Here is a 26,894-nt window from a genome sequence, read left to right on the forward strand (position 1 = left end):
ATAAACCGCAGAGCCACGCTAACGCTTTTTATCAATTCACTTTCTCTTCTTTGAATCTTCCTCATATAGATGAATAACTACTTCAAGTACCTTTTTTAGAAGCTCTGTTTGCTCATTATTTATCTTTTTTATTTCTGCAATATCCTCTTCATACAGCTTCCCCGTTTCATTTGCTTTCTTAGCATACTGATTGAGATTATTACTAATCCTTGTATGTAAAGATATTACCCGGTTCAAATCAGGCCATTCAGGGATTATTACATACCCGTTTATCGCCATCTTCCTGATATACGCACTCATATTTTGAACTCCGGCTTCCTTCATCCGATCATGCAGTATTTCCACCTCCTCTGGTTTAAATTTCACATAAATACCTTTTGAATACTCTTTCACTTTGCATTTCCTCCACTCTTTTTACTTTATTTTTTAGAAATCACTCTATCGGGACAATTGATGACTTTCTAAAATTAGGCAACAAAAAAGCAACCGATGTTACTCGATTGCCATGCTGCCACTTTTACAAGACTATATACGCTCAAAAATTTGTTAGTATTGTACAAACAGTTTTGTGAATAATTCTGTCTATTTTCCATTACAAAATGATAATTGACTTTTTAGAAATAGTTGTTCTCAGATTTTCTACAAAATTAGAAAAAGCCCAAACCACAAGGGCTTGAGCTCCATTTGTACATTCGTATTTTCTACTTTTGGGTATAAAATCTCCACTGTTAATATAGAATATTTGTTCGATTTTGTCAAGTCTTACGTGCAATTTTTCTCTTTCTTCTTAAGCAATTCTTCCCACATGCTCTCAACCAATTCACACAGAAACTGCCGATTATCCACATCATCAACCAGAATCATTTTTTCGCACCATCATACGGCGGTTCCATCTCAGCATCCGGCATCAGTTTCACCGCCACCTGAACCGGCTTTACCAAAAGTCTGTCAATGCGCACTAACACCTTGCTCCGCATTAACATTCTCAGACATTGTATCGACTTTATCTATTTAATCCAAACATATTTTCTACCAAAGCAAATGTCTCATCAATACTACGGTTTTCGTCTCTTGTTATTACATTAAATCCAGATTTTTGAAACATCATATATCTTTCCTGTAAATTAATTCTTTTCAGACATTCTCTGAAATTTATCATAGCCTCCTCAGAATTATCTTCTTTCAATAACAACTGATATAAAAACTGTTTTTCCTTATCTGGTCTTTCAAAAAATCTCTGCACAGAAATATTCGGATCTGCTAACATAATCAAAACATGATTTTCATCTGAAATTTCATGTAAAATTTCAACCGAAATATTAGTATCTACAAATATTTTTTTCTTTGTTCTGGAAACTAAATCCTTTAAAATTTCAATTTCTAAGACAGTACATTCTTTCGTAACTCCATTTACCCACGCCTCATATTCATCTGGAGTTCTTCTGACAAATTCACCCCAATCCTGTAAATCTCTTGTGTAAGTAAGATTAGGAAACTCCTTGGTATCCAAATTTTCTAAAAGTCTATCCTGATAATTTTCTTCGCAGGCGATTCCGTCATATTTTTCTGCCAGAAGTTTTACCATTGTGGATTTTCCAGCATATGCTGTCCCATTAATAAAATAAACATTTTCAAACTTCACGACTATCTTACCACACTCCAATCTATCTTATAGACTCAATTATCATATCAATAACAGCACCAACAGCTCTTTTAATATCATTGCCTTCCCATCCAAGTTTCCAATCATTCTCTGAATACACATCAGAAACAACATATATACCTGTTGCCACACATTTTCTATAATTAGCTATTGTAAACAAACCAACACCTTCCATTTCAACGCAAAGTGCTCCTTTATCCCGATAATCCATGACTTGTCCCCACGTCTCTCTATAACCTGCGTCCGTTGTCCAGTGAATTCCTCTCTTATATGGTATTTCTGCACTTGTTATCATTGATTCAATCTCGTTCGTCAAATCCTTCGATGAATGAATTATATCATAATCATATCCGTACAACCTTGCTACTGCAGTATCATTAAAAGCACCGTCCGTAAGAATAATCTCTCCCGGAACTAATTCTGGTCGTAAGCCCCCGGCATAACCAACATGAATTAATTCTTTAACGCCTCCGGCAATTAAATCCTCCGCTTGTGTAGCTATCGCAGGCGAGCACATATGCCCTTTTATAAAACCAATGTTTTCATTTTTATTAAACACATACAACTTCCCACCTAATGGATATCTATATTCTCCTACATTTCTTGACACCATTTCATCAAAAATGTCATCAGCAAGAAGATATACTCTATCCGGTATTTTGATTTTATCAATATCAAATCCAGCATTTTTTAATTCTACTCTGACAAGTTTCTTAGGATCTGTTAATGCATTATTTCTGTCCACTATTTTCTCCTTCAAATGTCATTCGGCCTCTCAATAGTATCTTTTATATCAAAATTTATGTATATCTTTTGAATATCCAAATTGTGTTTGAAACTTCTTATTGCACTTGCATATTCGCCATTTGTTTCTTCACTTTCCGGCCAGATTTTTAAGACAGCATTATCTAGCGAATATTCTTTTCCGCCGACAATTGCCTGAATATTCTTAGGAAACTCCAGTTGTCTCATTTCTCCTATACTATGCTATATGTAAAGACTTAATCAAAAAATCTACGACACTCTTTTGATATTGATCTTTTATGATATTTTCTTTGCTTTCTTCAATACTTCCATCAACAAAATATTTGCCGTTTTCTTTATTGATTGATAATGAATCAAGAGGCCATCCTTCAAATCTTTTTGATGAAGCTTTATCAATCATATAGAATAATCCGTTTTTTTGAGCTGCCATATTGTCCATAAACGATGAAATTACTCCGTGATTATAAACTGCAATTCCATCTAGGTAATATGCTGTGACTTTACCTCCAAGCCCTGCAATAAGTTTTGAATAGTAATCAATCATCTCTTCATCTGACAGTCTATCCATATTCATAGGTGTTCTAATATTTAGTCCCGGCTGACGCAAATCCTCAAAATCCAGTTCTTCAAAATATAATCCAGAATCATTACAAATAACAACATCAAAGTATTGTCCATAAAACTCTGCCTTCATAATAGCATTTTCTTCTGGTGTATTCCCCATTTCCTTAGGTTCTTCTATAACTTCGATATCTCTTAAAGTAATAAATTCAATATCATACCCTTTTAACAAATCCGAAAATCTTTTTACCTTTGATGGATTTGTTGTTCCTAATAAAACCCTCATATCGTCATACTCCTAAACTAAATCATCTTAAAAGCTTTCAACGCTTCTACTATTGCCTCTTCCTTCTCCTTTGGACACTTAGGCTGTCTGGCATCATCTGACTTAGGCTTGTTATAATTTTCTCGCTCTATAATCCCATACTTAGCCTTAACCTGTGCAATATACAGATTTGAAACTTTCATTCCATCATTATGCTCAGCCACGTATGCTTTGATTTCCTCATAGGTTGCCTTACTCTCCGCAGATGTCAAATCCAGTTCATCCATATCCAGTCTCACATTCACATAATGCTTCGCTTCATGAAGTTTGGACAATAAACATACCGTCTCCACATGATAAGTATTCGGAAACATATCCACGCAGCATATCTTCTCCACTCTATATCCTCTAGCCATAAATATCTGCAAATCCCTTGCCAGGCTTGTCGGTTTACATGAAATATAAACCATATTCTCAACACCATAATCTATGATTTTGCCCATAGCCTTCGGATGGATTCCGTCTCGTGGTGGATCAAGAATTATATAATCCGGTTTTTCCTCTATATCGTCAAGCACCTTGAGCACGTCACCTGCGATAAATTTACAGTTATCAAGGCCATTAAGGGCAGCGTTTTCCTTTGCAGCGCAAACTGCCTCCTCGACTATCTCGACACCTACTACCTCCTTACACACCGGTGCCATAAGCTGCGCGATGGTACCTGTTCCGCTGTAGAGGTCGTAGACTGTTTTACCGTTTAGCGAATCCCTGTCATCTCCCAGGATAAACTCTCGCGCTGTCTCATAGAGCACCTCCGCTCCGAGTGAGTTGGTCTGGAAAAATGAGAATGGTGTGATTTTGAATTTCAGACCTAAAAGCTCCTCGTAGAAATATGAATCTCCGTAGAGTACCTCTGTACCCTCGTTTTTGACCACATCTGCCACGCTGTCATTTTTTGTGTGTAAAACACCCTTGAATCTGCCGTCATAGTGCCTGGTCAAAAGTGCATATCTAAAGCCTGCGAGCAGCTCCTCCTCGTTGAAGCCCTCTGTCTGTGTGGTGGTAACGAGGTCTACTATGATTTCGCCGGTTTTTGTTGCCTTTCTGACAAGCAGATGCCTCAGATAGCCCTTATGGGTTGCTCTGTGGAAATATGGAATATTGTTTTTGGAAAAATAATCAAGTGTTGCCTTTAATATTGTCCTGAAATCCTCATCCACTATCTGACAGTCCGATACTGTCACAAGGTCATAAAAGCTTCCTCTTTTGTGCATGCCAAGCGCGAGTGGACCATCCTTGTACTCATCACCGAAGGAAAATTCCATCTTGTTTCTGTATTCGCTCTTTTTAGGACTTCCATGTATCCCTATAAACTCATATCCTGACTCTTCCTCAGTGCCGATGGCATCCGAAATGAGCTTTTTCACCTGGGTGAGCTTCATATCAAGCTGCTTTTCGTAAGGCACTGTCTGATATGTACAGCCCCCGCACATTCCAAAGTGAGGACATGGCTCTTCTGTCTCCAGAGGCGATTTCTCAATTACCTCCATGAGTCTGCCCTCTGCCCTTTGATGCTTTACTTTATTTACAACAAATTCCACCTTCTGTCCCGGAATTGTATTTTTCACAATTACTCTGTCGCCGTCATCTGTAACGGCTATTCCCTTGTTCGGGAAGTCTACTCTTTCTACGGTTCCTGTTCCTCTAAATCCTTTTTTCATGTAATTCTTATCTCTCTTTTTACTTTATTATTCCTTTGTATGCCCGACTTCAAGTGCCTGGCTTCACACATAAAGAAAAATGAGGACTACATATGTAGCCCCCATTATCTAAAAACGATTATTTCTCTTCTTTAGTCTTTGGTGCCTCTTTTTCCTCTTCAGCATCATCATCGTCTTCATCCTCGAAGAAATCATCATCGAATTCATCATCATACTCATCATCGAAATCATCTAAATAATCCGGTGTAAAGAATCTGTAGATACCATATGCAGCTGCTGCAACTGCAACTAACACACCAATGATGGCAAATATGATAACAGCCTTGGAAGGCTTCTTCTCTTCCTCTTCTTTTTTGAGAAGATCATTAAGCTTTGCCATGCTGAGCTTCTCTGTAAGCTTGTTGTCCTTTAATAATTCTTCAACTCTACTCATAATTCAATCCGCTCCTTTTCCAAAAGTAATTGTCAAATGCTATTTGTTAAATCCATTATAGCATATTATATCCAATTTTCCTACAAAAATTACAATAATTTTAGTCAATTTTTTTCAATTTGGCAAATGAGGCAAACATCTTTTTGGTACCGGCCTTGTCAAAGTCCACGGTAACCTCATAATCCCTGCCGCCTTCTACAATTGCCATGACCTCTCCCGCGCCAAACTTGATGTGCGATACCCTGTCTCCTACCTTATATGAAAGACCTCCGGTGGTATTTGCACTGGCAAATGACTTCTGGTTGCTCACAGGTGTGTATACAGGTGTCCTTGTGCGCTGTGTATTAAACGTGGTCGCATACTCTGTACCGTATGTAGGTGTCTTTTTGAAGGCCTCCTTAGCCTTTCTGTAGGTGCTCTGTGAATTTCTTTCAATGTCGTCGTCACGACGCTTTGGCTCATAGACCTCGCCTGCCATAAGCTCACGCGGTATCTCCTTCACAAATCGCGATACCTTGTTGAACTGTGTCTCTCCACGCACCATGCGCATACGCGCCGATGTGATGGTCAGATGCTCCTTGGCCCTCGTGATGCCAACATAAGCAAGGCGCCTTTCCTCCTCTATCTCGCTTGTGGCATCATCGCTTGTGATTGACATATAGCTTGGGAAAAGACCATCCTCCATGCCCGCCAGATACACATTCGGAAACTCAAGTCCCTTAGCACTGTGCAGAGTCATAAGAACCACATAGTCGCTGTTTTCGTCAAGCCCGTCTATATCGGCTACAAGCGCCACTTCCTCCAAAAAGCCACTGAGAGTAGGATTCTCTTCACCCTGCTCGTAATCAACAGCCTTGTTTATAAGCTCATCAATATTCTCAATACGCTGCTCTGCTTCATCCGTGCCCTCGGCCTTCAGCTCATCGACATAGCCGGTCTCATCGATAATGGCCTGTATGAGCTGCGAAACCGAATCCATCTCGGCTCTCGCACGAAGCGACTGTATAAACATCACAAACGGCTTTATCTTGCCTGCTGACCTCGCCATGCCCGGCACCTCATCGACATAGCGCAGTGCCGTATAGAAATCTATCCCCTTCTCAAGGGCATAGTCTGTCACCTTATTGATGCTTGTGGCTCCGATGCCGCGCTTTGGCACATTTATGATTCGCTTTACCGCAAGGTCATCATGACCATTGTCAATAGTCTTTAAATATGCAAGGATATCCTTTATTTCTTTTCTGGCATAGAAATTCACGCCGCCGACAATCTTGTATGGGATGTTGGCTGCAATAAATTTTTCCTCGAAAAGACGCGACTGCGCGTTGGTTCGGTAAAGCACAGCACAGTCCTTATAGTGCGCCTCACCCTTTCTCACGAGCCTAGCTATCGAGCGCGCCACATAATCTGCTTCCTCAAAGCCGCTCTCAAGCTGTTCAAAGGTAATCCTGTCTCCGGCTCCGTTGTCGGTCCAAAGGCGCTTATCCTTTCTGCCCACATTGTTGGAAATGACACTGTTGGCGGCATCAAGGATATTCTGGGTAGACCTATAATTCTGCTCGAGCTTTATGACCTTTGCATCCTCAAAATGCTTCTCAAAGTTTAAGATATTGTAGATATTGGCACCTCTGAACTTGTAAATGGACTGGTCATCATCACCAACCACACACAGATTCTTATATTTCATGGCAAGCAGCCTGATAAGCTCAAACTGCACGGTGTTGGTGTCCTGATACTCATCCACCATGATATATCTGAAGCGCTCCTGATAGTAATCAAGCACCTCCTTATCCAGCTTGAAAAGCTCTACTGTCTTCACAAGCAGATCATCAAAATCGAGTGCGTTATTCTGCTTTAAGGCATTCTGATACTCCTTGTATACAAGTGCCTGCTTGCGCTTCACAAAGTCACCTGTAAAGCGGTTTTCAAACTCTATCGGATCAATCATCTCATCCTTTGCCGATGATATGACATTTAAAAACATCTTTTCCTTATACATCTTGGTATCTATCTCAAGGCGCTTGCAGATGTCCTTCATCAGAGACTTCTGGTCATCAGCATCATATATGGTAAAATTCGTATCATATCCCAGCCTGTCAATGTACCTGCGCAGTATACGCACACATGTCGAATGGAAGGTAGAAACCCATATGCTTTCCGAACCATAGCCCACCATATCATCAATTCGCTCACGCATCTCTCCCGCAGCCTTGTTGGTGAAGGTGATTGCCATGATATTGTAAGGATTAACACCACACTCATCTATCAGGTAGGCTGTCCTGTATGTGAGGACCCTGGTCTTGCCACTGCCTGCCCCCGCTAAAATAAGAAGCGGTCCCTCCGTAGTCAAAACGGCCTCTCTCTGCTGTTCATTCAACATATCTAAGTTCATCTGTTTTCCTCTCAATTCTCCAGTCTTTTACAGGCACACATACCATAAATACAAAAATAATTTAATTACAGCATACCACAAACATATGTTTTGCACAACCCAATATGAGAAAATTCAAAAAAAACTTGTCATATAGTTTTCAATACTATATAATAGAAGTCTGAGGTGATGATATGGAGAATGACGTTAAAGAATTTTTATCAGAATTATTAAAACAGCTTAAATCAATAGATTATATAAAGCCGGAGGACATACCAAACATTGATCTGTACATGGATCAGGTCACAACCTTCATGGACGAGCAGCTCGCTGCATCAAAGCGCTATGAAAGCGACAAAATCCTTACCAAGACAATGATAAACAACTATGCCAAAAACAATCTGCTCCCTTCTCCGGACAAGAAAAAGTACTCTAAGGAGCACGTGCTCACACTGCTTTTTATATATTATTTCAAAAATATACTTAGCATCAACGATATCCGTTCGATTCTTAATCCGCTTACCGAGAAGTATTTCGGCAACGACGACGGATTTACGATGCAGGATGTCTATACGGAGGTTTTCAGCTTAGAGGCTGGAGAGTCGCAGAAGCTCCTAAAGGATCTCGGCAAGAAATACAAGATTGCCGGCGAGACATTTGAGGATTTTCCTGATGAGGATCAGAAATTTCTCCACACATTCAGCTTTATCTGCATGCTGAGCTTTGATGTCTACATCAAGAAAATGCTGATTGAGCGCATGATCGACAATCTAAATGAAGAAAAAGAGGATTCTTCCCATAAAAAAACAGGCTCAAATTAACGAGCCTGTTTTTCTTTCCCCCTATGATAAACTAATCCTCTTTATCAGAGCTATCCTCCATGCGTGAAAAAACCATATCGTATCCATCGTTGCCGTAGTTTAATGATCTGTTGACACGGCTGATCGTGGCTGTGGAAGCCCCGGTCTTTTCTGCTATATCAAGATATGTCTTCTGCTCTCTAAGCATCTTTGCCACTTCAAATCTCTGTGATAGAGAAAAAAGCTCATTTACAGTACAAACATCCTCAAAAAATGTATAACACTCTGCTCTATCCTTGAGACACAAAATAGCATCAAACAAATGGTCTACTGCTTCTGTTTTAAGATTCTTGCTCATCGTGTTCTCCTTTTTCATGCGATTTATTTACTTTCAATTTTAACATATTAAAGTTTTAAAGTAAACAGCTTTCTTGCAATTAAATTCCGATATGTTATACTAATGTTACTATCGCCTAATAAATCAGAATGGAGTAAATTGAAAATGAAAAAAATAGGATATTTCTTTTACACATTTGTCCCACTGCTTGCAGTTGAGGCAATTCAGACTATCGCCTTATTCTTTATGATGGGTATGGGAGTGTTTGGACAGGGGCTTGTCGGAAAGCTTGCTTTTGCTTCTGCAAACGTATCTGACCGCATTGAAAAGACATTTACATCTGTGAATTTTAACATGATGATTATGGTCATCTATGCACTCATTACCATAGCAATTTTTGGCATGTGGTACTATGCCAGATACGATGGTGATTTTCTTCCATCTGCTAAGAAAACCTTCAATCCCATGATGCTTGCGGCAATCGTCGTACTCGTGCCGGGTACACAGTTTGCTGCCAATTTCATTGCAAGCTTAACCGGCTATATCCGTCCCGACTGGCTTCAGCAGTACAATAAGCTTTTTGAGACATCCGGCATCACAGATACCACCTTTGTGACCGTTCTTTATTCTGTCATACTGGCGCCAATCTGTGAGGAGCTTATCTTCCGCGGTGTGACCATGCGCTGCGCCAGAAAGGCTTTGCCGTTTGCTCTTGCCAATCTGATGCAGGCTGCACTTTTCGGACTGTTCCATCTCAACTGGATTCAGGGCATATATGCCTTTGCACTTGGCATCGTGCTCGGATATGTCTGCGAACGCGGTGGCTCGATATACTACTCTATGGGGCTGCATCTGCTTTTCAACCTTTGGGGCACACTTTCAGGATTTTTCCCTGAGCCAGACAATAGCGTAGTAGCCTTTGTGATTGTGATTGCGGTTACAATTGTTTCACTGGCAGCCGGATTTGTACTGTTTAACAAAGGACGAAGAAAGCTCCCCATAAATTCTACAGGAATATAGACACACCCGCCAGACTTACTATCATCATAATCATACCGGCGAGCAGTACTCCAAGCATGACAGCGGCAACTGTTGACTTGAAATCCATATCAAGGATACTTGCAGCAAGTGTTCCTGTCCATGCACCTGTTCCCGGAAGCGGGATACCTACGAAAAGTAAAAGTGCAACAAACAGACCTCTTCCGGCCTTTGCCTGAAGCTTCTTACCGCCCTTCTCTCCTTTTTCAAGGCAGAAGCTGAAGAACTTTCCAATGATTGGTTTGTCTGCTCCCCAGATGAGCACCTTTCTCGCAAAAAGATAAATAATTGGTACCGGAAGCATATTTGCAATGATACAAACGATAAATGACGGCACTATCGGCAGGCCCATCACCTGCGAAACCGGAACTGCTCCTCGAAGCTCAATAAGTGGCACCATTGAAATTAAAAAGATGTAAATATATTTTTTTAACATGAATAATTCTCCAAAAATTTAATTAGTGTATGCATCTGCTCATCGGTTCCTATGGATATGCGCAGATAGTCGTTGATCCGCTCAGGTGAGCTGAAATGTCTGACAAATATATTGTCTGCCTTAAGGTCCTCGAAGAGCTTTGTTGCCGAAACATTTGCAGGCTTTGCAAATATAAAGTTGCTCTTTGAGTCACAGAATGTAAAGCCAAGCCTCTTAAGCTCTGTCTTTGTCCACTCACGTGTCTTTATGACCTTTGCTGTGGTCTCTTCAAAGTATGCTCTGTCTTTTATCGCTGCTGTAGCTGCTTCGATTGTGATTCTGTCCATGGTATATGAGTTGAACGAATATTTCACATCATTCAGATACTTGATAAGCACCGGGCTTGCCATGGCAAAACCAACTCTTGAGCCTGCCAGAGAGCGTGATTTTGAGAACGTCTGTACCACAATGACATTATCATATTTGTCAATGAGCGGCAGCGCACTCTCACCGCCAAAATCCACATATGCCTCATCTACCACGACAATTACATCCTGATTATGCTTTATTATATCCTCTATCTCATCAAGAGGCATGAGCTTTCCTGTCGGAGCATTAGGGTTTGGAAATACTACTCCGCCGTTTTCCTTATAATAATCTGACGGCACTATTGAAAAATCATCAGACAGCGGAAGCTGCTCATAAGGGATTCGAAGCATATCTGCCCAGACATCATAAAATGAATACGTAATATCAGGAAACAGTATCGGCTTTTTTGAATTGAAAAATGTCATGAAAATCATGGCAAGTACATCATCAGAGCCAACTCCGACAAACACCTTCGAGCTGTCTATCCTATAAAAATCCGCAATTGCATTTACCAGCTTATCAACCCTTGGGTCAGGATACAGTCTTAAATCATCTGTATTGAAATTACTTAAAACCTCCTTCACTCCCGGCGCTGGCGGATATGGATTCTCATTTGTATTTAACTTAATAACACAGGTATTCTTTGGCTGTTCTCCCGGTGTATAAGGCACAACCCTTCGAATGTTGTTTTCCCAGTCTCTCATTCTTTTCCTCCAAATTTAATTATATGTCAGCCAATACATATTTACTGATTATTCAAATTTCTTCTTAAAAAACAAGATATCAAACATAAAATCAGCGTTTTTATTCACTTTAAAATATGTACCCAAAAAAATGCCAACAAATTAACTTTACCTCATTTACTTATGTTTGTAAAGGTTGTATATTACACTTAATTACTATTTTTATATATGTTTTTATCTATTTTTAATCAAGGGGGATTATAAATAATGTCTAAAAATAATTCAAAGGACCTCACTGTAGGTTCTCCTACCAGGCTCATTCTGGGCTTTTCTCTTCCGTTGCTTCTCGGAATGCTTTTTCAGCAGGTTTACAGCCTTATGGATACTATAATCGTCGGCCGTTTTCTAAGTGTTTCGGCCTTAGCCGCAGTCGGCTCTACCGGAAGCATCTGCTTTCTCATCATCGGCTTCTGTCAGGGCGTGTGTGCCGGCTTTTCGCTTCCAATAGCACAGCGCTTTGGTGCCAAGGATGAAAAAGGACTTAAAAAATATGTTGGAAATGCAGGGATTGTCTCTGTAATCATCGCGATAATCATGACGGCACTCACTGTGCTTCTCTGCGGTCACATTCTGACCTGGATGAATACGCCAAGCGACATTTACGATCTTGCCTACCAGTATCTGATTGTCATATTTGCAGGCATTCCTGCCACAATACTGTACAATCTGCTGTCAGGATATCTGAGATCTCTCGGCAACTCGGTCATACCTGTTATTTTCCTTATAATCGCGGCTGTTCTAAATATCGGTCTTGATTTACTTTTCATTCTGGTATTTAACATGGGAGTGTTTGGAGCAGCATTTGCAACCGTACTGTCACAGGGTATATCAGGATTGCTGTGCATCATTTACATAGCCAAAAAGGTACCTCTGTTACATGTATCCAGAGAAGATTTGGAGCTTGACTCTTCATATGTCAGAAATCTGATGGTCATGGGACTTCCCATGGGCTTTCAGTATTCGATAACCGCTATAGGCAGCGTCATACTGCAGACTGCCGTAAATGGCTTAGGCTCCATCGCAGTTGCCTCAATGACCGCTGCAAGCCGTCTGTCAATGTTTATGATGTGTCCATTTGACGCACTCGGCTCCACAATGGCCACCTACAGTGGACAAAATGTCGGCGCAGCCAAATTCGAACGTGTAAAGAAGGGGCTTATTTCAGCCTCAGTTATAGGATCGATCTATTCGGTTTTAATTTTTGTGGCACTGCTATTTATAGCCAACTATCTGATTTACCTGTTTGTATCGCCAAGCGAAACAGAGGTCGTATTACAGGCTCATCAGTTTCTGCTGACAAATGCATTTTTCTACATCCCGCTCGTTCTGGTAAACACAGTACGTTTCACCATACAGGGCATGGGCTTTTCCGGCTTTGCGATGTTTGCAGGAGTAGCAGAAATGATTGCGCGTTCACTCATCGGACTTGTATTTGTACCGATATTCGGCTTTTCTGCCGCCTGCTTTGCAAGCCCACTCGCATGGATATTCGCAGATGCCTTCCTGGTACCTGCATTCATCCACTGCCTGCACAAACTACAAAAAACAGCTTAGAAGCAGTTAGAATTATGTCCACATACAACAATGCCCCAGCATGGACGCTGGGGCATTGCGTTATAAAAAATAAATCTTATGCATTTACCGCATCTATAAATCTTTGGAACGCTGCACGTCCCTCATCAGTGCACTTGTACACTCCGGCACACTCAAGCACTTCTTTAAATACAAGTCCAATCTCCTCATTGATGATACCATCAATATTAGACTCATCAATCTTATCATACTTAGACATAAACTTAAGAGCCCAGTCTGCATGTGATGCAAGAGTCTCAGTCGAGTGAAGATCCTTTCCTGTAAGGATTGCCTCCTTAAGCTCTGCCATCTCACCCTTTAATCTGGCCGGGAGCACTGCAAGTCCCATTACCTCGATAAGTCCGATGTTCTCCTTCTTGATGTGATGAAGGTGGGCATGCGGATGATACACACCAAGCGGATGCTCCTCTGTGGTGATATTGTTTCTGAGCACAAGATCAAGCTCATAATCTCCGTCACGACGTCTTGCTATAGGTGTGATAGTATTGTGTGGCTCTCCGTCTGTCTCTGCAAAAATAAATGCTTCCTCGTCTGTGTAGCCTCTCCATGCAAGAAGAATTTTGTCTGCAAGGTCAATAAGCTTATCCTTGTCTGCCGACTTGATTCTGATAACAGACATAGGCCATTTTACGATACCTGCCTCAACATCCTCGTAGCCCTTGAATGTGATTTCTTTCTCTATCGGAGCCTTTGCCATAGCGAAGGTATAGTGTCCGCCCTGGAAATGGTCATGACTCAGGATAGAGCCTCCAACGATTGGCAGGTCAGCATTTGAGCCTACAAAATAATGTGGAAACTGTGTCACAAAGTCAAGCAGCTTTCCAAATGTGGCACGCTCGATTTTCATCGGTGTATGCTTTGAATTGAAAACGATACAGTGCTCATTGTAGTATACATATGGTGAATACTGGAAAAACCACTGGCTGTTATTTATTGTAACAGGAATGATTCTGTGGTTTTCTCTTGCAGGATGGTTTACGCGGCCTGCATAGCCCTCATTCTCCTTACAGAGCTGGCACTTTGGATATGCGCTCTGCTTTGCATTTTTAGCGGCAGCAATTGCCTTTGGATCCTTCTCAGGCTTTGAGAGATTGATTGTCACATCAAGTGTGCCATACTCTGTGTCTGTGGTCCATTTCATATCCTTTTTGATACGCTGTCTTCTGATATAATTGCTGTCACAGCTTAATTTGTAAAAATAATCTGTTGCCGCAAGTGAAGACTCATTGTCGTATAAATCCTTAAAGCGGGCTCTGATCACGCTTGGTGCATTTACAAGGCAGCCCATAAGCTTTGTATCAAAAAGATCCTTGTATACAATGCTGTTTTCTTTCATGATGCCATTGTCGTATGCGTATGTCATCATATCCTCGAGTATACCCTCAAGCTTCTCCTCTGCCTCTTCCTGTGTCCATGCAGGCTGTGCCGCTGCCTTCTCAAAGATCTCATCCTCGATATCGTCCACTCCGAGTACCTCGAGAAGTCTGTTTACTGTGTATACCTCATCAGCCGGGTCAACAAGTCCTGTTGTAAGACCATATTTTACTAATTCTAATATTCTCTCCTGAATCATGTCGTGCTCCTTAATCATTGTCTGGAAAACCCTATTTATCCGTTACTGTTATTTTATATTGCAAATTTTATGCCAGACGGCTAGGTCCGTCTCCGATTGAAACAACATAAAACTCAGGTGTCTTTCCAACCTTCTCTTCATAGGCCTTTGTCAGGTTTGCCTTAAACTCATCAACAGCCTCGTCCTTTACTATGCTGACAGTACAGCCACCAAAGCCGCCGCCTGTGATTCGTGAGCCGATAACACCCGGAATCTTCCATGCCTCATCAACAAGTACGTCAACCTCAGGGCATGATGTCTCATAATCATCACGAAGTGACACATGTGAGGCGTTCATAAGCTTTCCAAAGGTCTCAATATCATTTTCCTTCAGTGCCTTAACAGCCTTGATGGTACGCTGGTTCTCGTAAACCGCATGCTTGCCTCTCTTACGTGCAACCTCATCCTTTATAGCATCCTTATGAGCCTCAAACTCTTCATCTGTCAGGTCTCCGAGAGTCTTGATATCACATACTGTCTGTAAATCCTTAAGTGCCTGTGCACTCTCATTTCTTCTGTCATTGTAAGCACTTGTTACAAGGCTGTGCTTAACCATGCTGTTTGTAACCACGATCTTTGCACCGTCTAAAACGATTGGCGCATACTCGAAATCAAGAGTATTGCAGTCAAGGAAAATTGCATTATCCTTTTTGCCCATTGCAGATGCAAACTGATCCATGATACCGCAGTTACAGCCATTGTAGTTGTTCTCTGAATACTGACCGATAAGTGCCAGATCCTGATTTGTCACGTCAAAGCCGTAAATATCCTTTAACATGTATCCTGTAACTACCTCAAGAGATGCTGATGATGAAAGTCCTGAGCCGTTTGGAATATTTCCGAACAAAACAATATCAAGACCGCTTTCAAGCTTCATTCCGCGTCCCTCAAAGGCCCACATAACACCCATTGGATAGTTTGTCCAAAGTCCATCCGGATCAGGTGTAAACTCATCAAGTGATGACTCAACCACACCCAGATTGTCAAAATTCATAGAGTAAAAGCGAAGCTTCCTGTCGTCGCGCTTTCTTGCTGCCATATATGTACCGATAGTCAGTGCACATGGGAACACATGTCCTCCATTGTAGTCAGTGTGCTCACCGATCAGATTTACACGTCCCGGAGCAAAATATACTCTGATATCCCCATCTGCTCCAAATAGCTCCTTGAATTTGTCTAATACGTTCTGCTGTATCATTTTTTCTTCTCCTTTGCTGATTGTATTTGCGTTAAATTGATAGTTAAAATAATTCGTTTTTTCTTTATAACTCTATTATAACTGCACATTTTTACATTGCAATACATCCGACTGAAAATGCAACATAACAAATCAAATCATGCAACAAAATTACATATGTTATTATTTTTTAAAGCTCTTAATAACATCAAGTGCCGGCAGCACATTTCCATCATAGTCAAAGAGTGCCTGGTTTGCCCACTCATTGCCGCATGGTCCCGGATCGTTCATATACTTTAGCGAAGCAGGTGTAGCCCAGCCTGAGCCCGGTACAGGAATCCACGCAGGCTCCCACCAGAAAAATCCTTTTCCGTGATCATCCACCACATTTGCCACTCTGTTTAAGAAATCCTTTGTAAAATCAGCCTGACCCTCAATAGTCATAGGATAATCTATTTTCTCAACAAGCTCCGGTTTTGTCGCATAGCCCTTGCGCTCAGAGTCTGAAAGCTTCTCGTACTCTTTGTAGCTGTCCATTGTAAAGCCCATGGATACCTCAGCGATGATAAGGTCCTTATTGAAACGCTTTGCAATGTCATTCATGTTGAACTCAAGCTGGTCGAGAGAGCCGTGCCAGAAAGGATAGTATGACAATCCGATATAATCAAACTCCTCTCCTCTTTCGATGAAGTTTGTAAACCATCTGACATAAAGCTCATTATTTCCACCATTATCAAGGTGAATCATAATCGGAATATCAGCATTTACCTTGCGGCAGGCACGTATTCCGGCATTCACAAATTTAGCTATATTATCGTAGTTCGGCACCTTTCCCTCAGGCCATAAAAGTCCGTTTGAGAGCTCATTGCCTACCTGAATCATTGTAACATTTACACCTGCCTCAATAATCTTTGTCAGATTTTCAAGTGTAAAATCATATACAGCCTGCTCCAGCTCGTCCACACCGAAATCCTTCCAGGCCTTTGGCTTAATCTGCTTTCCCGGATCTGCCCAGAAATCACTGTAGTGGAAATTCAAAAGCACTCCAAAGCCTGCATCTGTAACCTTTTTTCCGATAGCGATAGTCTCAGCCAGGTCATTGTTACCCGCACCGTAAGGCTCACCATCCTCTGATTTTGGGTCGTTCCACAGACGAATGCGGATTGTGTCAACATCATGCTCCTTCATGATGTCTAGAATATCCTTCTCTTTTCCATCCTCGTAGTATTTTGCTCCGCAGCGTTCCAGCTCGAGCAAGGTCGATAAATCCATACCCTTAATAAATTTTGACATTTTAATCCTCCTTAATTCTTATATCATTTACTCTTATATAATTTATTCTTATATCATTTATTTACACCATGAGAGCAGTTCCGGTAGTAGTACCATCCTAGATTCCACGGAAGCAGAATGTGAATTCCATTTTTTCTGAGGCATCAAGCAGGTACTCCGGATGAGTATGTGAGCCCCAGCTGTCGTCTCCGCCTACACCCATCTGCTTCTTTGCCACACGGACAACAGTATAGTGTACAGGTGGAAGCTCAAAATGATGAGCCGCATTTTCCAGCTCATGCGGTGTATATGGCAGTGCTGAGAACGAGAGCTCATCACCAAAGAACAGCATGCCTCTGCCCTTCTTGTCCATAACCTTTGCATATCTTACACTGCACTTGTTGCCGCTCTCCTGCGGAACGAGATACTCTGCGATATTGTCTGCCACTTTATTCTCGTATACACCATACTTTCCGCCATGCTGTCTGTCAGCATATGTCTCCTGCGGTCCGAGTCCGTACCATTTTACTGTATCATAGTCGGCATCCAGCTTGAACATCATGCCAAACTCAGGCATATCACCAAGCTCCTTAACCGGATCATATGACAGCGTTGTCTCGATGGTTCCGTCTCCAAACACTCTGTATGTCACCTCGCATGAGCTCTGCGGTGTGGTAGGCATAAAATAAGTGTATGTGATGGCGATATTGTTGTCATTTTTTTCTACCCTTGGTGATGTATCTGCAAAGCGCTGATCCTGTCTGGTGGTCACATACATACTGGCAATCTTCCACTGTGCATAGCGCTGTGGCATCATATTGCCGGAATCATTGTTGGTAGGTGTTCTCCAGAAATTCGGCAGTGGGATAGTATTTGGAAGCATCTCGACGCCACCGTATACATATGAAACCATTCCCAGATTCATTCTTGAGAAAAGTGCCTTGAAGTTCTCACCCCTTACAAGGATATTTCCGTTTCCAACAATAAGCTCAACTGATTTGTCGCATGAATACTCACTTACAGGCTTCTTTATCATATGCTGTCCGAATGCAATCTCATATCCGGCCTTTTCCCAGATAGTGTTTTCCTTCAATACAAATGATACCACAATACAGTACTCTTTTTCCACATCTATCATGGAATTTTTAAGAGTCACCGGCACCTCATAGCTTGCCCTCTCCATAGGTGGAACAGATACCTGAAGCTTTGTCCTGTAAACCTCCTCACCGTCTGCAAGAAGAATGGCAAAAGCATCAAAAACCGATGTATTTACAAAAAGATTTTTGTTTGTAACCGTAAAGATGTAGTCACTGTCAAAATCAACCGAGATATTCTGATAATTGAACTTCACCTCCTGCATCTTTGGAGAAGCCTCTCTCTCTCCGCCGTAGCAGATGCCGTTTCCGCTGAAATCCCCATCAGTAGGCCTGTCACCGAAATCTCCGCCATATGTGAGGAACCACTTGCCGTATCTGTCCTTTTTGTAGATTGACTGGTCGATATAATCCCAGATAAATCCACCCTGATATCTAGGCTCGCGGTCTGAAAGCTCTGTGTATTTGTGCATAGCACCGCAGGAATTTCCCATGGCATGTGTATACTCGCAGCATATAAACGGCTTTTCAGGATGCTCTGCCAGGAATTTTTCAATTCCTGCGACCGGTGTATACATCTGGCTTTCCATGTCACTTGTGTCATTATAGCTTCTATCGTTAAATACTCCCTCATAATGCACCAGACGATGCTTATCAAGCTGTCTGAAAAGCTGTGACATCTCATATATTGTCTTGCCGCCAAACGACTCATTGCCGCATGACCAGATAAGGATTGCCGGATGATTTTTATCTCTCTGATAGCATGAGTTGGCACGGTCGAGCATCATTTCTCTCCATTGTGGCTTGTCCTTTGGCACAACAAAATCAAGGTCCACATAGCCCTTATTGTATGCCTCCCATGTGCCGTGACTCTCAAGATTGTTCTCAGCTATCATATAAATTCCATAAATATCGCAAAGCTCATAGAGCATGGAATCATCAGGATAGTGACTTGTTCTTATCGCATTGATATTGTTCTTTTTCATTGTAACAATATCCTTTATCACCTCATCACGGTTTGGCACACGGCCTGTGACTGAGCTGAACTCATGGCGGTTGACACCCTTAAATACAATACGCTTACCGTTTAGCTTCATGAGTCCGTCAACCATCTCAAAGCGTCTGAAGCCTGCCAGCTGGCTGATAAACTCGGTCTCATTTCCATGTGAGTCCTTAACTATAATTTTAACCTCATACAGATTTGGCTTTTCAGCGCTCCATAACAGAGGATTTTTCACATTACATGAGCCCTCGCAAAGCTCCTTGTCCTTAAGCTCTATATCAAACTCTTCCAGTAAAAGCTTTGCCCTGTCATATTTTTCCACAGACAAATCACCGAGCTCGTACAGCTTTACACTTGCAATGCCATCGCCGTCTGCCTTTATTGACACGCTAAGTGTACCCTCGTCAAAGGTATCATTAAGTGTAGGAACAACTGACAGATCCTCCACATGTGCACAAGGAACAGCATACAAAAATACATCTCTAAAAATGCCTGAAAATCTGTAAAAATCCTGATCCTCACACCAGCTGCTGGATGTCCATTTCCATACTCTGACCGCAAGCTTGTTCTCACCCTCAACAATATAATCAGTAAGCTCGAAATCAGATGGGTCAAAGGTGTCCTCACTGTAGCCCACATAGTGTCCATTCAGCCAGAGTGCAAAGCCGCTCTCCACTCCCTGGAAGGAAATGCATACTCTCTTGTTCTTCATATTATCAGGAATTGTGAAATACTTCACATAACTTGCAACCGGATTAAAAATCTCAGGTACTTCACCCGGCTTTATAGACTCGTCAGCCTCCCACGGATATGTGGTATTCGTATAGATTGGCACATCATAGCCTTCCATCTGGATATGTGCAGGAACCCTGATCTCATCCCAGCTTTTGCAGTCATAATCAGCTGCCTCAAAGCCACAAGGAGCCAGAGACTGATTCTTTGCATACGCAAACTTCCATAAGCCGTTCATATCATATCTCAGGCTTGATTTTCCTTTGATCTTCTCCAGTTCATTTTTATAGCACACATGATCCGAATGAGCCGCAAGTCTGTTCTGCTCAAATATTTCCGGATTTTTAATGATATTTGGATCAAAATTACTCATATGTTATCCTCCTTAAGAGAAGAAGACAAATAATAAACATTATTTGCCTTCTTGATTTTTAACAATATTATTTTACTTTTATTTAACAGATCCTGTAATTCCCTCTGCAAACTGCTTCTGGAGTACAAAGAATACGATCATTGTAGGGATAGAGCAGAAAAGAACGCCCATCATCAGTACACCGTAATCTACTGTATATCCTGCTGCGAGGTTTGCAATAAGCATTGGCATTGTGATAGCATCAGGCTTATTGAGGATTACCTTTGGCCACAGATATGAGTTCCATGCATTCATGAATGTGATAACTGCAGCAGCTGCATATGTTGATTTCTGTACAGGCATATACATCTTGAAGAAAATGCCAATCTCACTGAGTCCGTCAATTCGTGCCGCCTCCATGATATCGATTGGGAAGTTTCTCGAATTCTGTCTGAACATCATGATGAGGAACGGCGTCGAAATAGCCGGGAGCATGAAGCCCCATACTGTATTTGTAAAGCCGAGCTTTGACATCATCTTGAACAGAGGAATAAGTGTAGCAACCTGCGGAATCATCATGGCAAGGAGTAAAACTGAGAACAGCTTATCCTTTGCCTTGTCATGATAGAGCTCAAAGCCGTAGCCGGCAAGTGAGCAGACAAGCAGTGCTATAAGTGTCTGAACTGTTGCATTGATAAATGAGTTTTTCATTCCAAGTGCAACGTTCTGTGATGCAAACAGTTTCTTTAAGTTCTCAAGGGCATAGCCGCCAAATGCAATTTTACCTCTTGCAACGTCAATAGACTTGTTGGTTGCTGCCGATATCATCCAGAAAAACGGAAATACTGAGATGAACGAAACTATTACAAGAAAAATGTATGAAGGTATAAGCCTTTTTTGTATTGATGATCCATGTTTTTTCTTAGTCACGCTTGTCACCTACTTTCAGATTGATAAATGCCAGTATAGCAACCATAACGAATACGATAACAGACATTGCTGATGCATATCCAAAGTTTGCAACACCTTCACCGAATGAGCCGTTATAGATATAATGTGACATGGTGATTGTTGCATTTGCAGGTCCACCCTTTGTCAGGTTTACAGACTCGTCGAAGAGCTGTAATGTACCGTTTATTGACATGATAGTTGTCATAACAATTGTAGGTCTAAGAAGAGGAACCGTGATAGACCAGAAGGTCTTCCAGCCGCTCGCTCCATCTATCTTTGCAGCCTCGTAAACAGAATACTCTATATTCTGGAGACCGGCTAAAAAGAACACCATATTATATCCTGTCCATCTCCAGATAAGAGCTACTATGATAATAATCTTAGCGCTCCAGCCTGTACCGAGGAAGTTAAAGTTGCTCTCTAATATTCCAAGTTTAACAAGGATTGTATTGATAAGTCCCTGTGTTGCAAAAAGCGATTTAAAAATCAATGCATATGATACGAGTGATGTTGCACATGGTAAGAATACACATGTACGGAAAAGTCCTTTAAATTTAAGGTCCTTGTTGTTAAGTAACTGTGCCAGTAAGATTGCCAGTACAAGCATGATTGGCACTTCGATAATTAAATACAAGAATGTGTTTCCGATAGATCTCTTGAAAACTGCATCCTGAAACATTCTTGTGTAGTTGTAGGTAAGTGGATTTGCCCACTTCATATTTGCACTTGAGCCGGTTTTAAAGGATGTAATAACAGCCTGGATTATAGGCCAGAAGCTCATTATGAAAATGAGTATTGTTGCCGGAGCCAGATACATCCAGCCGGCTGCCTTTTGTTTACCGGTTATGCTCATTCCTTTTTTCTTATTCTTCACTGTAAAGGCCTCCTAACTATAAGTCTTTGAGAAAAAACAGGGAGCCATTTAATGGCTCCCTGTACATTTGCCATCAAGCTAACAGATTAAAGTCCCATTGTGAATTTAAGGTCATCCTCTGCTGTCTTTATCTCTGAATCGATATCTGCACCGTTCTGAGTGATATTGATAAGTGCTGTAGCAAGCTTCTTACGTGCATCGTAATGGAAATCGCTCTGCTCGATTGTCTTAACATTTGCACCCATCTCAACGATCTTAGCGTAGATTGGCTGGTTGTTGAAGTACTCAACACCCTCATTGTAAACATCAGACTTGCCTGCTGGTGTGTATGTAGTGATAACACCACCATTCTTAAGAGCATTGTCATATGTATCAGATACACCCTTGTCTGCATAAGATCCGCCACCGAATGTGTAAGCTAAGAATTTCTTAGCAAGGTCTGTCTGCTTGCAGTTGCTTGTGATGTAAAGTGAAGAACCACCGTTTGATGCATAGCCTTCGCCACCCTCAAGTGTTGGAAGAGATGTGATCTCCCACTTTCCACTGTTGTCTGTAACCTTCTCAATTGTAGGAATAATCCAGTTTCCGTTCATAACACCGGCAACCATATCTCCCTGAATAGCCTGATCTGTGTAATCTGACCAGTCATTTGCAAGGTAAAGAACATTGTTGTCGATCATGTCCTTAAGTACCTGCATGATTTCTTTTAATTTAGCGTTGTCTACAAAGTTTGGCTTGCCATCCTTGAACTGTGACTCACCCTCTGCCTGAAGCATCATGTAGAATAAATCGTTTCCGTCGCCGTCCATAGCAAGTAAGTATTTGCCTGTCTTATCATATACCTTCTTACCTACCTCGATGAAATCCTTCCAAGAGATTCCTGTCATATCATCGATTGTGTAGCCTGCCTGCTCAAGAAGATCTGTTCTGTAAGCAAAGATAACTGTTCCGTTATCAACAGGGAATCCAAAGTGCTCTCCGTCGATTGTAGAGAATGATAACTTCTCCTGGCTGAAATCATCCCACTTAACATCTGCATCATTTGCTGATACCCATGCATCAGGATAATTTGTATGGTACTGCTGGAAGTAGTGATCCTGGAATAATACGATGTCAGGAAGTGTAGTGTAATCTCCTGCTGAACCTGCTGTTGTAATTGCTGTCTCAATATCAGATGACTGTGACTGCTCCTCGATATTGAGTACAAAATCAGGATCTACATTTTTCTTGTAATCCTCTGCTGCTGCTTTGAGTGCCGGGATATTGAAGTTTGCATCCCAAGCCCAAGCTGTAAGTGTATGGCCATCATCTACGGTCTCTACCTTCTTACCTGTCTTTTCTGTGCCATCTCCTGATGAAGATGAATCTCCACATCCGGCTGCAAGTGAGGCAACCATTGTTGTTACGAGTAATAATGAAACTACTTTCTTTTTCATTTTTCTTCCTCCCTAATAAAAATGATGTTTTTGCAATACTCCGTTCACAATTCATTCATAATCATATTATTTTAATTGGGCATTTTGACTACGAATGTTTGTCCGTTTCTTGATTACATAGTCATTATAACTATATATGGTACTTTTGTGTTAACAAATTCCACACAATTATGTGCATATTCAAGCATAAATGTACAAAATTATACGAAAACATGTATTTTCTACCATCCCTTTAGTGCAGATATCCTAAAATTCAGCAGCTTATGCTCATAATTTTCAGGATTTATCTTCCACTGATATGGCGAAGTGTCCAAAAATTTGCGGAAATTACGGTTAAAAGTTGACTGGGTTGTGAATCCACACTTTTGTGCAATAAGCTCCATAGGCTCATTTGTTTTTTTCATAAGCTCGCACGCCTTCTGTACTCTTATCAGATTCAGATACTCCATAGGAGGCATATTGATGTATGATTCAAACAGCCTGCGGAAATGCGTCTCACTCATGTTGCATAGTGCCGAAAGTTCCCCTGCCTTTATCGGTTCGCTGTAATGCTTGTTCATGTAGTCAAGTGCAGTAGCAATCTGTGACATATTGGTTCCCTTTACAACATCATTGTTTTCCTCAGGAAGCTCATCATATTTACGCAGCAGCTCAATAACAACCCCCTGTACAAGAAGCTTTATTGTTTTCTGGGAATATATCTTGTGCTCACGGGTTTCCCTTATTATGGCATTTATATACTCTGCCACAGCCGGGCTCTGGTATACATTGGTCATAAATGCTTTTTTTGAGATGGTCGAAACTGCATCGTTTTGGAATGCCACATTGTTTGGAAACATCTCTTCTATCACAGCGCGCAGGTCAATAAAAATGTACTCCCAGAAGTTTACCACATCACCATAGCTGACTGTAACATGAGGAAAATTCTCAGGGATAAATGTAATATCGCCGTCATGATACTGGTAAATATCCTCATCCAGATACATATTTCCATCGCCCTCCCGGCATATGCCGATTTCCAGCAGATTATGGAAATGCAGGTGAAATTCCTCATGGCCATACACTCTCTTCCAGGATTCTCCGCACAGCACAAGTGCAGACTCTCCCTGTGGCAGCTCATAGAATCTGAATTCCATCGTGTCTTTTTTTCTCTTTGCCATATATACTCTCCTTTGTAGCAAAATGCAAAATACGCTGCTGCCATTATAGCAGCAGCGTACCAATCATCACTACTTTAATCAAAATCGAACTTGTCGAATCTCTTGTACATAGCCTTGTACTTCTTGCGGACATCCTCGTTGCCCTGAAGCACCTCTTCCTCTGTACCTCTGAACTGACAGCGGATGCAGCTATAAATACCGGTTTCTTTATTATAGAACATATCAATATCGAGATCCCTCATAAAACATAAAGGACATCTGTAGTTTAATTTGCCTTTTCCAAGTTGAGCCATGTTGCAAATACCTCCTTGTCTTTAATCTGTTTCTTGTAACCAAGCTTGAACATTGGAGAGAATGCATATCCTTCCTCAATGTATCCCTCTGCCTTTGCAGATGGTGTGAGTGAAACCTTTGTCTGGATTGCAGGAATTACTGCGCTTACTGCAGTTGCTCCGTCAACCTTTGCATCACGACACTTGTACTCATAATTGATGCTCTGTGGGTTTTCTCCCTCACATGTAAGTGTGATGCCTGTCATATCCTCAGGATACTCTGTTGTTCCGTAGCATGCTGTGATGTACTCGTCGAGATAAACCTCCGCATTTGGATCACTCATGCTAAGGATATTACGCTCAATCTTGATGTTTGATGAGCCCTCCTCAAAGTATTCCTTTGTCTGAAGAGTAAGCTTAACATCATAAAACTCAATATCTACAGGATCAAGAGTAAGAATTCTTGTCTTCTTGCCATCAATTACTTCCTCAGAGAAATGGCTGTGTGTAGGGCAGAGACAAAGGTCAACCTCCTCACCGTTGTGTGAAAGCTTGGCACTTCTTACTGTTCCTGCTCCTGCATAGTGTGTAAAGTATCCTGCTCTGTATTTCTCCTGGATAAGGAATGGATAAGATGCATCCTGTACATGCTTTGTTCCGATTCCTACAGGCCACTCAAGCTTTGCAACGTATGGACGAAGGTCTACGATTGCTCCACCCTGATCCATGTTTACGCATGCTCTCATGTATGGGTCACAGTACCAGAAAAGCTGCTTGTCTGAGCCGTAGAGGATATCTCTCCATGGTGCACACTCAGGCTCATTGTAGTTTCCTGCATTGACACCCTTCTTCTCTCTGAAGTAATCAGCGAACTCTGACATTGTCATGTCGATGAGCTTGCCCTCTTTCTTTAACTTGCCATAGTAGTTACAGCCGTCTGTGTAAGACTTTAAGAGAAGCTCATATGGCTGCTCCCAGCGTCCCATCTTGTTCATCCAGCCAGGTCCTACGAACATCATGTTGTATGAATATCCGTTATTGTATTTTGCAAGGTCTCTGTACTGGTCGATAAGGTTGTAAAGATATGGATACTCCCATGTCTTTGTATCGTAAATCATTCCACGGAGCACGTTCTGTGGGTGTGTTCCGAAGTTTGATCCGTTTCCGTCATAGCAGGCGATAAGGTCACGTGAGAGATGTGGGATTGCTACGATTCCGCTATCCTCTTCCTTATTTGCTGCCGGTGCATGTGTGTTCTGCTTTGATGGAATCCATGGTGCCCATGGGCCTCCGTCGAAGAGTGTATACCATGAGTTGTTACATGTGTGGTATGCCTTTGGGCCTTCCTCCCAGCATGTTGCAACTGCACATTTTACCATTGGGTATTTTTCTTTGATGTAGTTTGTGAGGTCTGCATCCATATAGTATGAGCCTGTTGACTCAGGATAGAAACCGAATCTGTCATGGAATTTCTCGAAAACATCATTTACGATTGCTTTCTTGTCCTCCATCGAGAACATCCAGATACAGAAATCCTTTGTCTTATATTTCTCTCTAAACTCCTCACATGGAAGTCCAAGGAGTGAAAGTGCAATCTCATCACCGTATTTCTCGTGATCCTGTTTTGCAAGCTCTACTGCCTCATCATTGAAAAGTGAAGCGTATGTCATCTGGATTGTAGTTTTAAGTCCTGCCTCATGCGCAAGTCTCTGCTGTGTCTTGAAGATGTCGAGAGACTCTGTGATGAGCTTCTTATCTCCGATATCCTCTTCTTTTCCCTGTCCTGTCACTGTTGCTGAATACTCAGGCACCATCTCAGGGCGGTGAATGATGTTAACAATAAATTTGTCCATCCGTTGTTTCCTCCATTTGCTTGTAATTTGAT

Annotated in this window: 24 protein-coding genes; 3 read left to right on the forward strand and 21 right to left on the reverse strand. The window is 41.5% G+C overall.

Features of this window, described 5'->3' with window-relative positions; genetic code table 11:
- Nucleotides 1-36: 36 nt before the first annotated feature.
- The 8 genes from ACW6PM_RS08310 to pcrA all read right to left on the reverse strand — a co-directional run bounded on the left by ACW6PM_RS08310 (nt 37) and on the right by pcrA (nt 7,800).
- Complete coding sequence (locus tag ACW6PM_RS08310; RefSeq protein ID WP_175305155.1) at nt 37-393, reverse strand: plasmid mobilization protein; 357 nt, start codon at nt 391-393, stop codon at nt 37-39.
- A gap of 610 nt (nt 394-1,003) precedes the next feature.
- Entirely contained in the window at nt 1,004-1,642 is a 639-nt protein-coding gene (locus ACW6PM_RS08315) for a hypothetical protein (protein WP_456056850.1), read from the reverse strand.
- A 22-nt stretch (nt 1,643-1,664) separates the two neighbouring features.
- On the reverse strand, nt 1,665-2,423 hold the full coding sequence (locus tag ACW6PM_RS08320; RefSeq protein WP_179963173.1) for a nucleoside phosphorylase: 759 nt from the start codon (nt 2,421-2,423) through the stop codon (nt 1,665-1,667).
- Complete coding sequence (locus tag ACW6PM_RS08325; protein WP_456056851.1) at nt 2,420-2,635, reverse strand: hypothetical protein; 216 nt, start codon at nt 2,633-2,635, stop codon at nt 2,420-2,422. The genes ACW6PM_RS08320 and ACW6PM_RS08325 overlap by 4 nt, the downstream gene beginning before the upstream one ends.
- 10 nt (nt 2,636-2,645) lie before the next feature.
- Nucleotides 2,646-3,275, reverse strand: coding sequence for a non-canonical purine NTP pyrophosphatase (locus tag ACW6PM_RS08330; protein WP_022122791.1), 630 nt, complete (start codon nt 3,273-3,275; stop codon nt 2,646-2,648).
- Nucleotides 3,276-3,292: 17 nt separating this feature from the next.
- A complete protein-coding gene (rlmD, locus tag ACW6PM_RS08335; RefSeq protein WP_456056852.1) occupies nt 3,293-4,975 on the reverse strand; it encodes a 23S rRNA (uracil(1939)-C(5))-methyltransferase RlmD in 1,683 nt (560 codons plus the stop codon).
- Nucleotides 4,976-5,093: 118 nt separating this feature from the next.
- A complete protein-coding gene (locus ACW6PM_RS08340; protein ID WP_055225055.1) occupies nt 5,094-5,408 on the reverse strand; it encodes a hypothetical protein in 315 nt (104 codons plus the stop codon).
- Between the two features lie 100 nt (nt 5,409-5,508).
- A complete protein-coding gene (gene pcrA, locus ACW6PM_RS08345) occupies nt 5,509-7,800 on the reverse strand; it encodes a DNA helicase PcrA (protein ID WP_456056853.1) in 2,292 nt (763 codons plus the stop codon).
- A gap of 173 nt (nt 7,801-7,973) precedes the next feature.
- Between pcrA and ACW6PM_RS08350 the strand changes: the two genes are divergently transcribed.
- Nucleotides 7,974-8,600, forward strand: coding sequence for a DUF1836 domain-containing protein (locus ACW6PM_RS08350; protein ID WP_308650833.1), 627 nt, complete (start codon nt 7,974-7,976; stop codon nt 8,598-8,600).
- A gap of 31 nt (nt 8,601-8,631) precedes the next feature.
- Here the strand turns inward: ACW6PM_RS08350 and ACW6PM_RS08355 are convergent, their stop codons facing one another.
- Complete coding sequence (locus tag ACW6PM_RS08355; RefSeq protein WP_118004034.1) at nt 8,632-8,937, reverse strand: YerC/YecD family TrpR-related protein; 306 nt, start codon at nt 8,935-8,937, stop codon at nt 8,632-8,634.
- Nucleotides 8,938-9,081: 144 nt separating this feature from the next.
- On the opposite strand from ACW6PM_RS08355, the gene ACW6PM_RS08360 reads away from it, so the two are divergent.
- A complete protein-coding gene (locus tag ACW6PM_RS08360; protein WP_456056854.1) occupies nt 9,082-9,936 on the forward strand; it encodes a CPBP family glutamic-type intramembrane protease in 855 nt (284 codons plus the stop codon).
- Here the strand turns inward: ACW6PM_RS08360 and ACW6PM_RS08365 are convergent.
- Both ACW6PM_RS08365 and hisC read right to left on the reverse strand, forming a co-directional pair.
- Nucleotides 9,923-10,390 carry a COG2426 family protein gene (locus tag ACW6PM_RS08365; RefSeq protein ID WP_117482293.1) on the reverse strand — a complete coding sequence of 156 codons (468 nt, stop codon included), beginning with the start codon at nt 10,388-10,390 and terminating at the stop codon, nt 9,923-9,925. The genes ACW6PM_RS08360 and ACW6PM_RS08365 overlap by 14 nt on opposite strands.
- Nucleotides 10,384-11,442 carry a histidinol-phosphate transaminase gene (gene hisC / locus ACW6PM_RS08370; RefSeq protein ID WP_456056855.1) on the reverse strand — a complete coding sequence of 353 codons (1,059 nt, stop codon included), beginning with the start codon at nt 11,440-11,442 and terminating at the stop codon, nt 10,384-10,386. Before hisC ends, ACW6PM_RS08365 begins: the two co-directional genes overlap by 7 nt.
- Before the next feature lie 246 nt (nt 11,443-11,688).
- Between hisC and ACW6PM_RS08375 the strand changes: the two genes are divergently transcribed.
- On the forward strand, nt 11,689-13,035 hold the full coding sequence (locus ACW6PM_RS08375) for an MATE family efflux transporter (RefSeq protein WP_456056856.1): 1,347 nt from the start codon (nt 11,689-11,691) through the stop codon (nt 13,033-13,035).
- A 76-nt stretch (nt 13,036-13,111) separates the two neighbouring features.
- On the opposite strand, the gene galT is transcribed toward ACW6PM_RS08375, so the two are convergent.
- From galT to ACW6PM_RS08425, 10 genes are all read right to left on the reverse strand, one after another.
- Nucleotides 13,112-14,647, reverse strand: a complete 1,536-nt coding sequence (gene galT, locus ACW6PM_RS08380) for a UDP-glucose--hexose-1-phosphate uridylyltransferase (RefSeq protein WP_456056857.1) — start codon at nt 14,645-14,647, stop codon at nt 13,112-13,114.
- A gap of 67 nt (nt 14,648-14,714) precedes the next feature.
- On the reverse strand, nt 14,715-15,884 hold the full coding sequence (locus ACW6PM_RS08385) for a galactokinase (protein WP_308650839.1): 1,170 nt from the start codon (nt 15,882-15,884) through the stop codon (nt 14,715-14,717).
- Nucleotides 15,885-16,046: 162 nt separating this feature from the next.
- Nucleotides 16,047-17,156 (reverse strand): glycoside hydrolase family 53 protein, encoded by a 1,110-nt coding sequence (locus ACW6PM_RS08390; protein WP_456056858.1) that lies wholly within the window; start codon nt 17,154-17,156, stop codon nt 16,047-16,049.
- A gap of 97 nt (nt 17,157-17,253) precedes the next feature.
- Nucleotides 17,254-20,337: a glycoside hydrolase family 2 TIM barrel-domain containing protein gene (locus ACW6PM_RS08395; protein WP_456056859.1), complete on the reverse strand. Its 3,084-nt coding sequence runs from the start codon at nt 20,335-20,337 to the stop codon at nt 17,254-17,256.
- Between the two features lie 78 nt (nt 20,338-20,415).
- Nucleotides 20,416-21,246, reverse strand: coding sequence for a carbohydrate ABC transporter permease (locus ACW6PM_RS08400; protein ID WP_308657792.1), 831 nt, complete (start codon nt 21,244-21,246; stop codon nt 20,416-20,418).
- Entirely contained in the window at nt 21,239-22,120 is an 882-nt protein-coding gene (locus ACW6PM_RS08405) for a carbohydrate ABC transporter permease (protein ID WP_456056889.1), read from the reverse strand. The genes ACW6PM_RS08400 and ACW6PM_RS08405 overlap by 8 nt, the downstream gene beginning before the upstream one ends.
- A 107-nt stretch (nt 22,121-22,227) precedes the next feature.
- A complete protein-coding gene (locus ACW6PM_RS08410; protein ID WP_308657790.1) occupies nt 22,228-23,577 on the reverse strand; it encodes an ABC transporter substrate-binding protein in 1,350 nt (449 codons plus the stop codon).
- 221 nt (nt 23,578-23,798) lie between these two features.
- Nucleotides 23,799-24,737 carry a helix-turn-helix domain-containing protein gene (locus tag ACW6PM_RS08415; RefSeq protein WP_456056860.1) on the reverse strand — a complete coding sequence of 313 codons (939 nt, stop codon included), beginning with the start codon at nt 24,735-24,737 and terminating at the stop codon, nt 23,799-23,801.
- Nucleotides 24,738-24,811: 74 nt separating this feature from the next.
- Nucleotides 24,812-25,030: a hypothetical protein gene (locus ACW6PM_RS08420; protein ID WP_041253978.1), complete on the reverse strand. Its 219-nt coding sequence runs from the start codon at nt 25,028-25,030 to the stop codon at nt 24,812-24,814.
- A complete protein-coding gene (locus ACW6PM_RS08425; protein ID WP_015517084.1) occupies nt 25,003-26,862 on the reverse strand; it encodes a hypothetical protein in 1,860 nt (619 codons plus the stop codon). The genes ACW6PM_RS08420 and ACW6PM_RS08425 overlap by 28 nt, the downstream gene beginning before the upstream one ends.
- Between the last annotated feature and the right edge of the window lie 32 nt (nt 26,863-26,894).

It is taken from the genome of Agathobacter sp., from assembly GCF_977054825.1.

Excerpts from the sequence above, each read along its gene's own strand:
- ACW6PM_RS08325 (WP_456056851.1), bottom strand. The coding sequence starts at position 2,635 with ATGAGACAACTGGAGTTTCCTAAGAATATTCAGGCAATTGTCGGCGGA.
- ACW6PM_RS08350 (WP_308650833.1), top strand. The coding sequence starts at position 7,974 with ATGGAGAATGACGTTAAAGAATTTTTATCAGAATTATTAAAACAGCTT.
- ACW6PM_RS08365 (WP_117482293.1), bottom strand. The coding sequence starts at position 10,390 with ATGTTAAAAAAATATATTTACATCTTTTTAATTTCAATGGTGCCACTT.
- ACW6PM_RS08390 (WP_456056858.1), bottom strand. The coding sequence starts at position 17,156 with ATGTCAAAATTTATTAAGGGTATGGATTTATCGACCTTGCTCGAGCTG.
- ACW6PM_RS08420 (WP_041253978.1), bottom strand. The coding sequence starts at position 25,030 with ATGGCTCAACTTGGAAAAGGCAAATTAAACTACAGATGTCCTTTATGT.
- rlmD (WP_456056852.1), bottom strand. The coding sequence starts at position 4,975 with ATGAAAAAAGGATTTAGAGGAACAGGAACCGTAGAAAGAGTAGACTTC.
- ACW6PM_RS08355 (WP_118004034.1), bottom strand. The coding sequence starts at position 8,937 with ATGAGCAAGAATCTTAAAACAGAAGCAGTAGACCATTTGTTTGATGCT.
- ACW6PM_RS08375 (WP_456056856.1), top strand. The coding sequence starts at position 11,689 with ATGTCTAAAAATAATTCAAAGGACCTCACTGTAGGTTCTCCTACCAGG.
- ACW6PM_RS08410 (WP_308657790.1), bottom strand. The coding sequence starts at position 23,577 with ATGAAAAAGAAAGTAGTTTCATTATTACTCGTAACAACAATGGTTGCC.
- ACW6PM_RS08425 (WP_015517084.1), bottom strand. The coding sequence starts at position 26,862 with ATGGACAAATTTATTGTTAACATCATTCACCGCCCTGAGATGGTGCCT.
- ACW6PM_RS08415 (WP_456056860.1), bottom strand. The coding sequence starts at position 24,737 with ATGGCAAAGAGAAAAAAAGACACGATGGAATTCAGATTCTATGAGCTG.
- ACW6PM_RS08405 (WP_456056889.1), bottom strand. The coding sequence starts at position 22,120 with ATGAGCATAACCGGTAAACAAAAGGCAGCCGGCTGGATGTATCTGGCT.
- hisC (WP_456056855.1), bottom strand. The coding sequence starts at position 11,442 with ATGAGAGACTGGGAAAACAACATTCGAAGGGTTGTGCCTTATACACCG.
- ACW6PM_RS08360 (WP_456056854.1), top strand. The coding sequence starts at position 9,082 with ATGAAAAAAATAGGATATTTCTTTTACACATTTGTCCCACTGCTTGCA.
- pcrA (WP_456056853.1), bottom strand. The coding sequence starts at position 7,800 with ATGAACTTAGATATGTTGAATGAACAGCAGAGAGAGGCCGTTTTGACT.
- galT (WP_456056857.1), bottom strand. The coding sequence starts at position 14,647 with ATGATTCAGGAGAGAATATTAGAATTAGTAAAATATGGTCTTACAACA.
- ACW6PM_RS08340 (WP_055225055.1), bottom strand. The coding sequence starts at position 5,408 with ATGAGTAGAGTTGAAGAATTATTAAAGGACAACAAGCTTACAGAGAAG.
- ACW6PM_RS08330 (WP_022122791.1), bottom strand. The coding sequence starts at position 3,275 with ATGAGGGTTTTATTAGGAACAACAAATCCATCAAAGGTAAAAAGATTT.
- ACW6PM_RS08395 (WP_456056859.1), bottom strand. The coding sequence starts at position 20,337 with ATGAGTAATTTTGATCCAAATATCATTAAAAATCCGGAAATATTTGAG.
- ACW6PM_RS08385 (WP_308650839.1), bottom strand. The coding sequence starts at position 15,884 with ATGATACAGCAGAACGTATTAGACAAATTCAAGGAGCTATTTGGAGCA.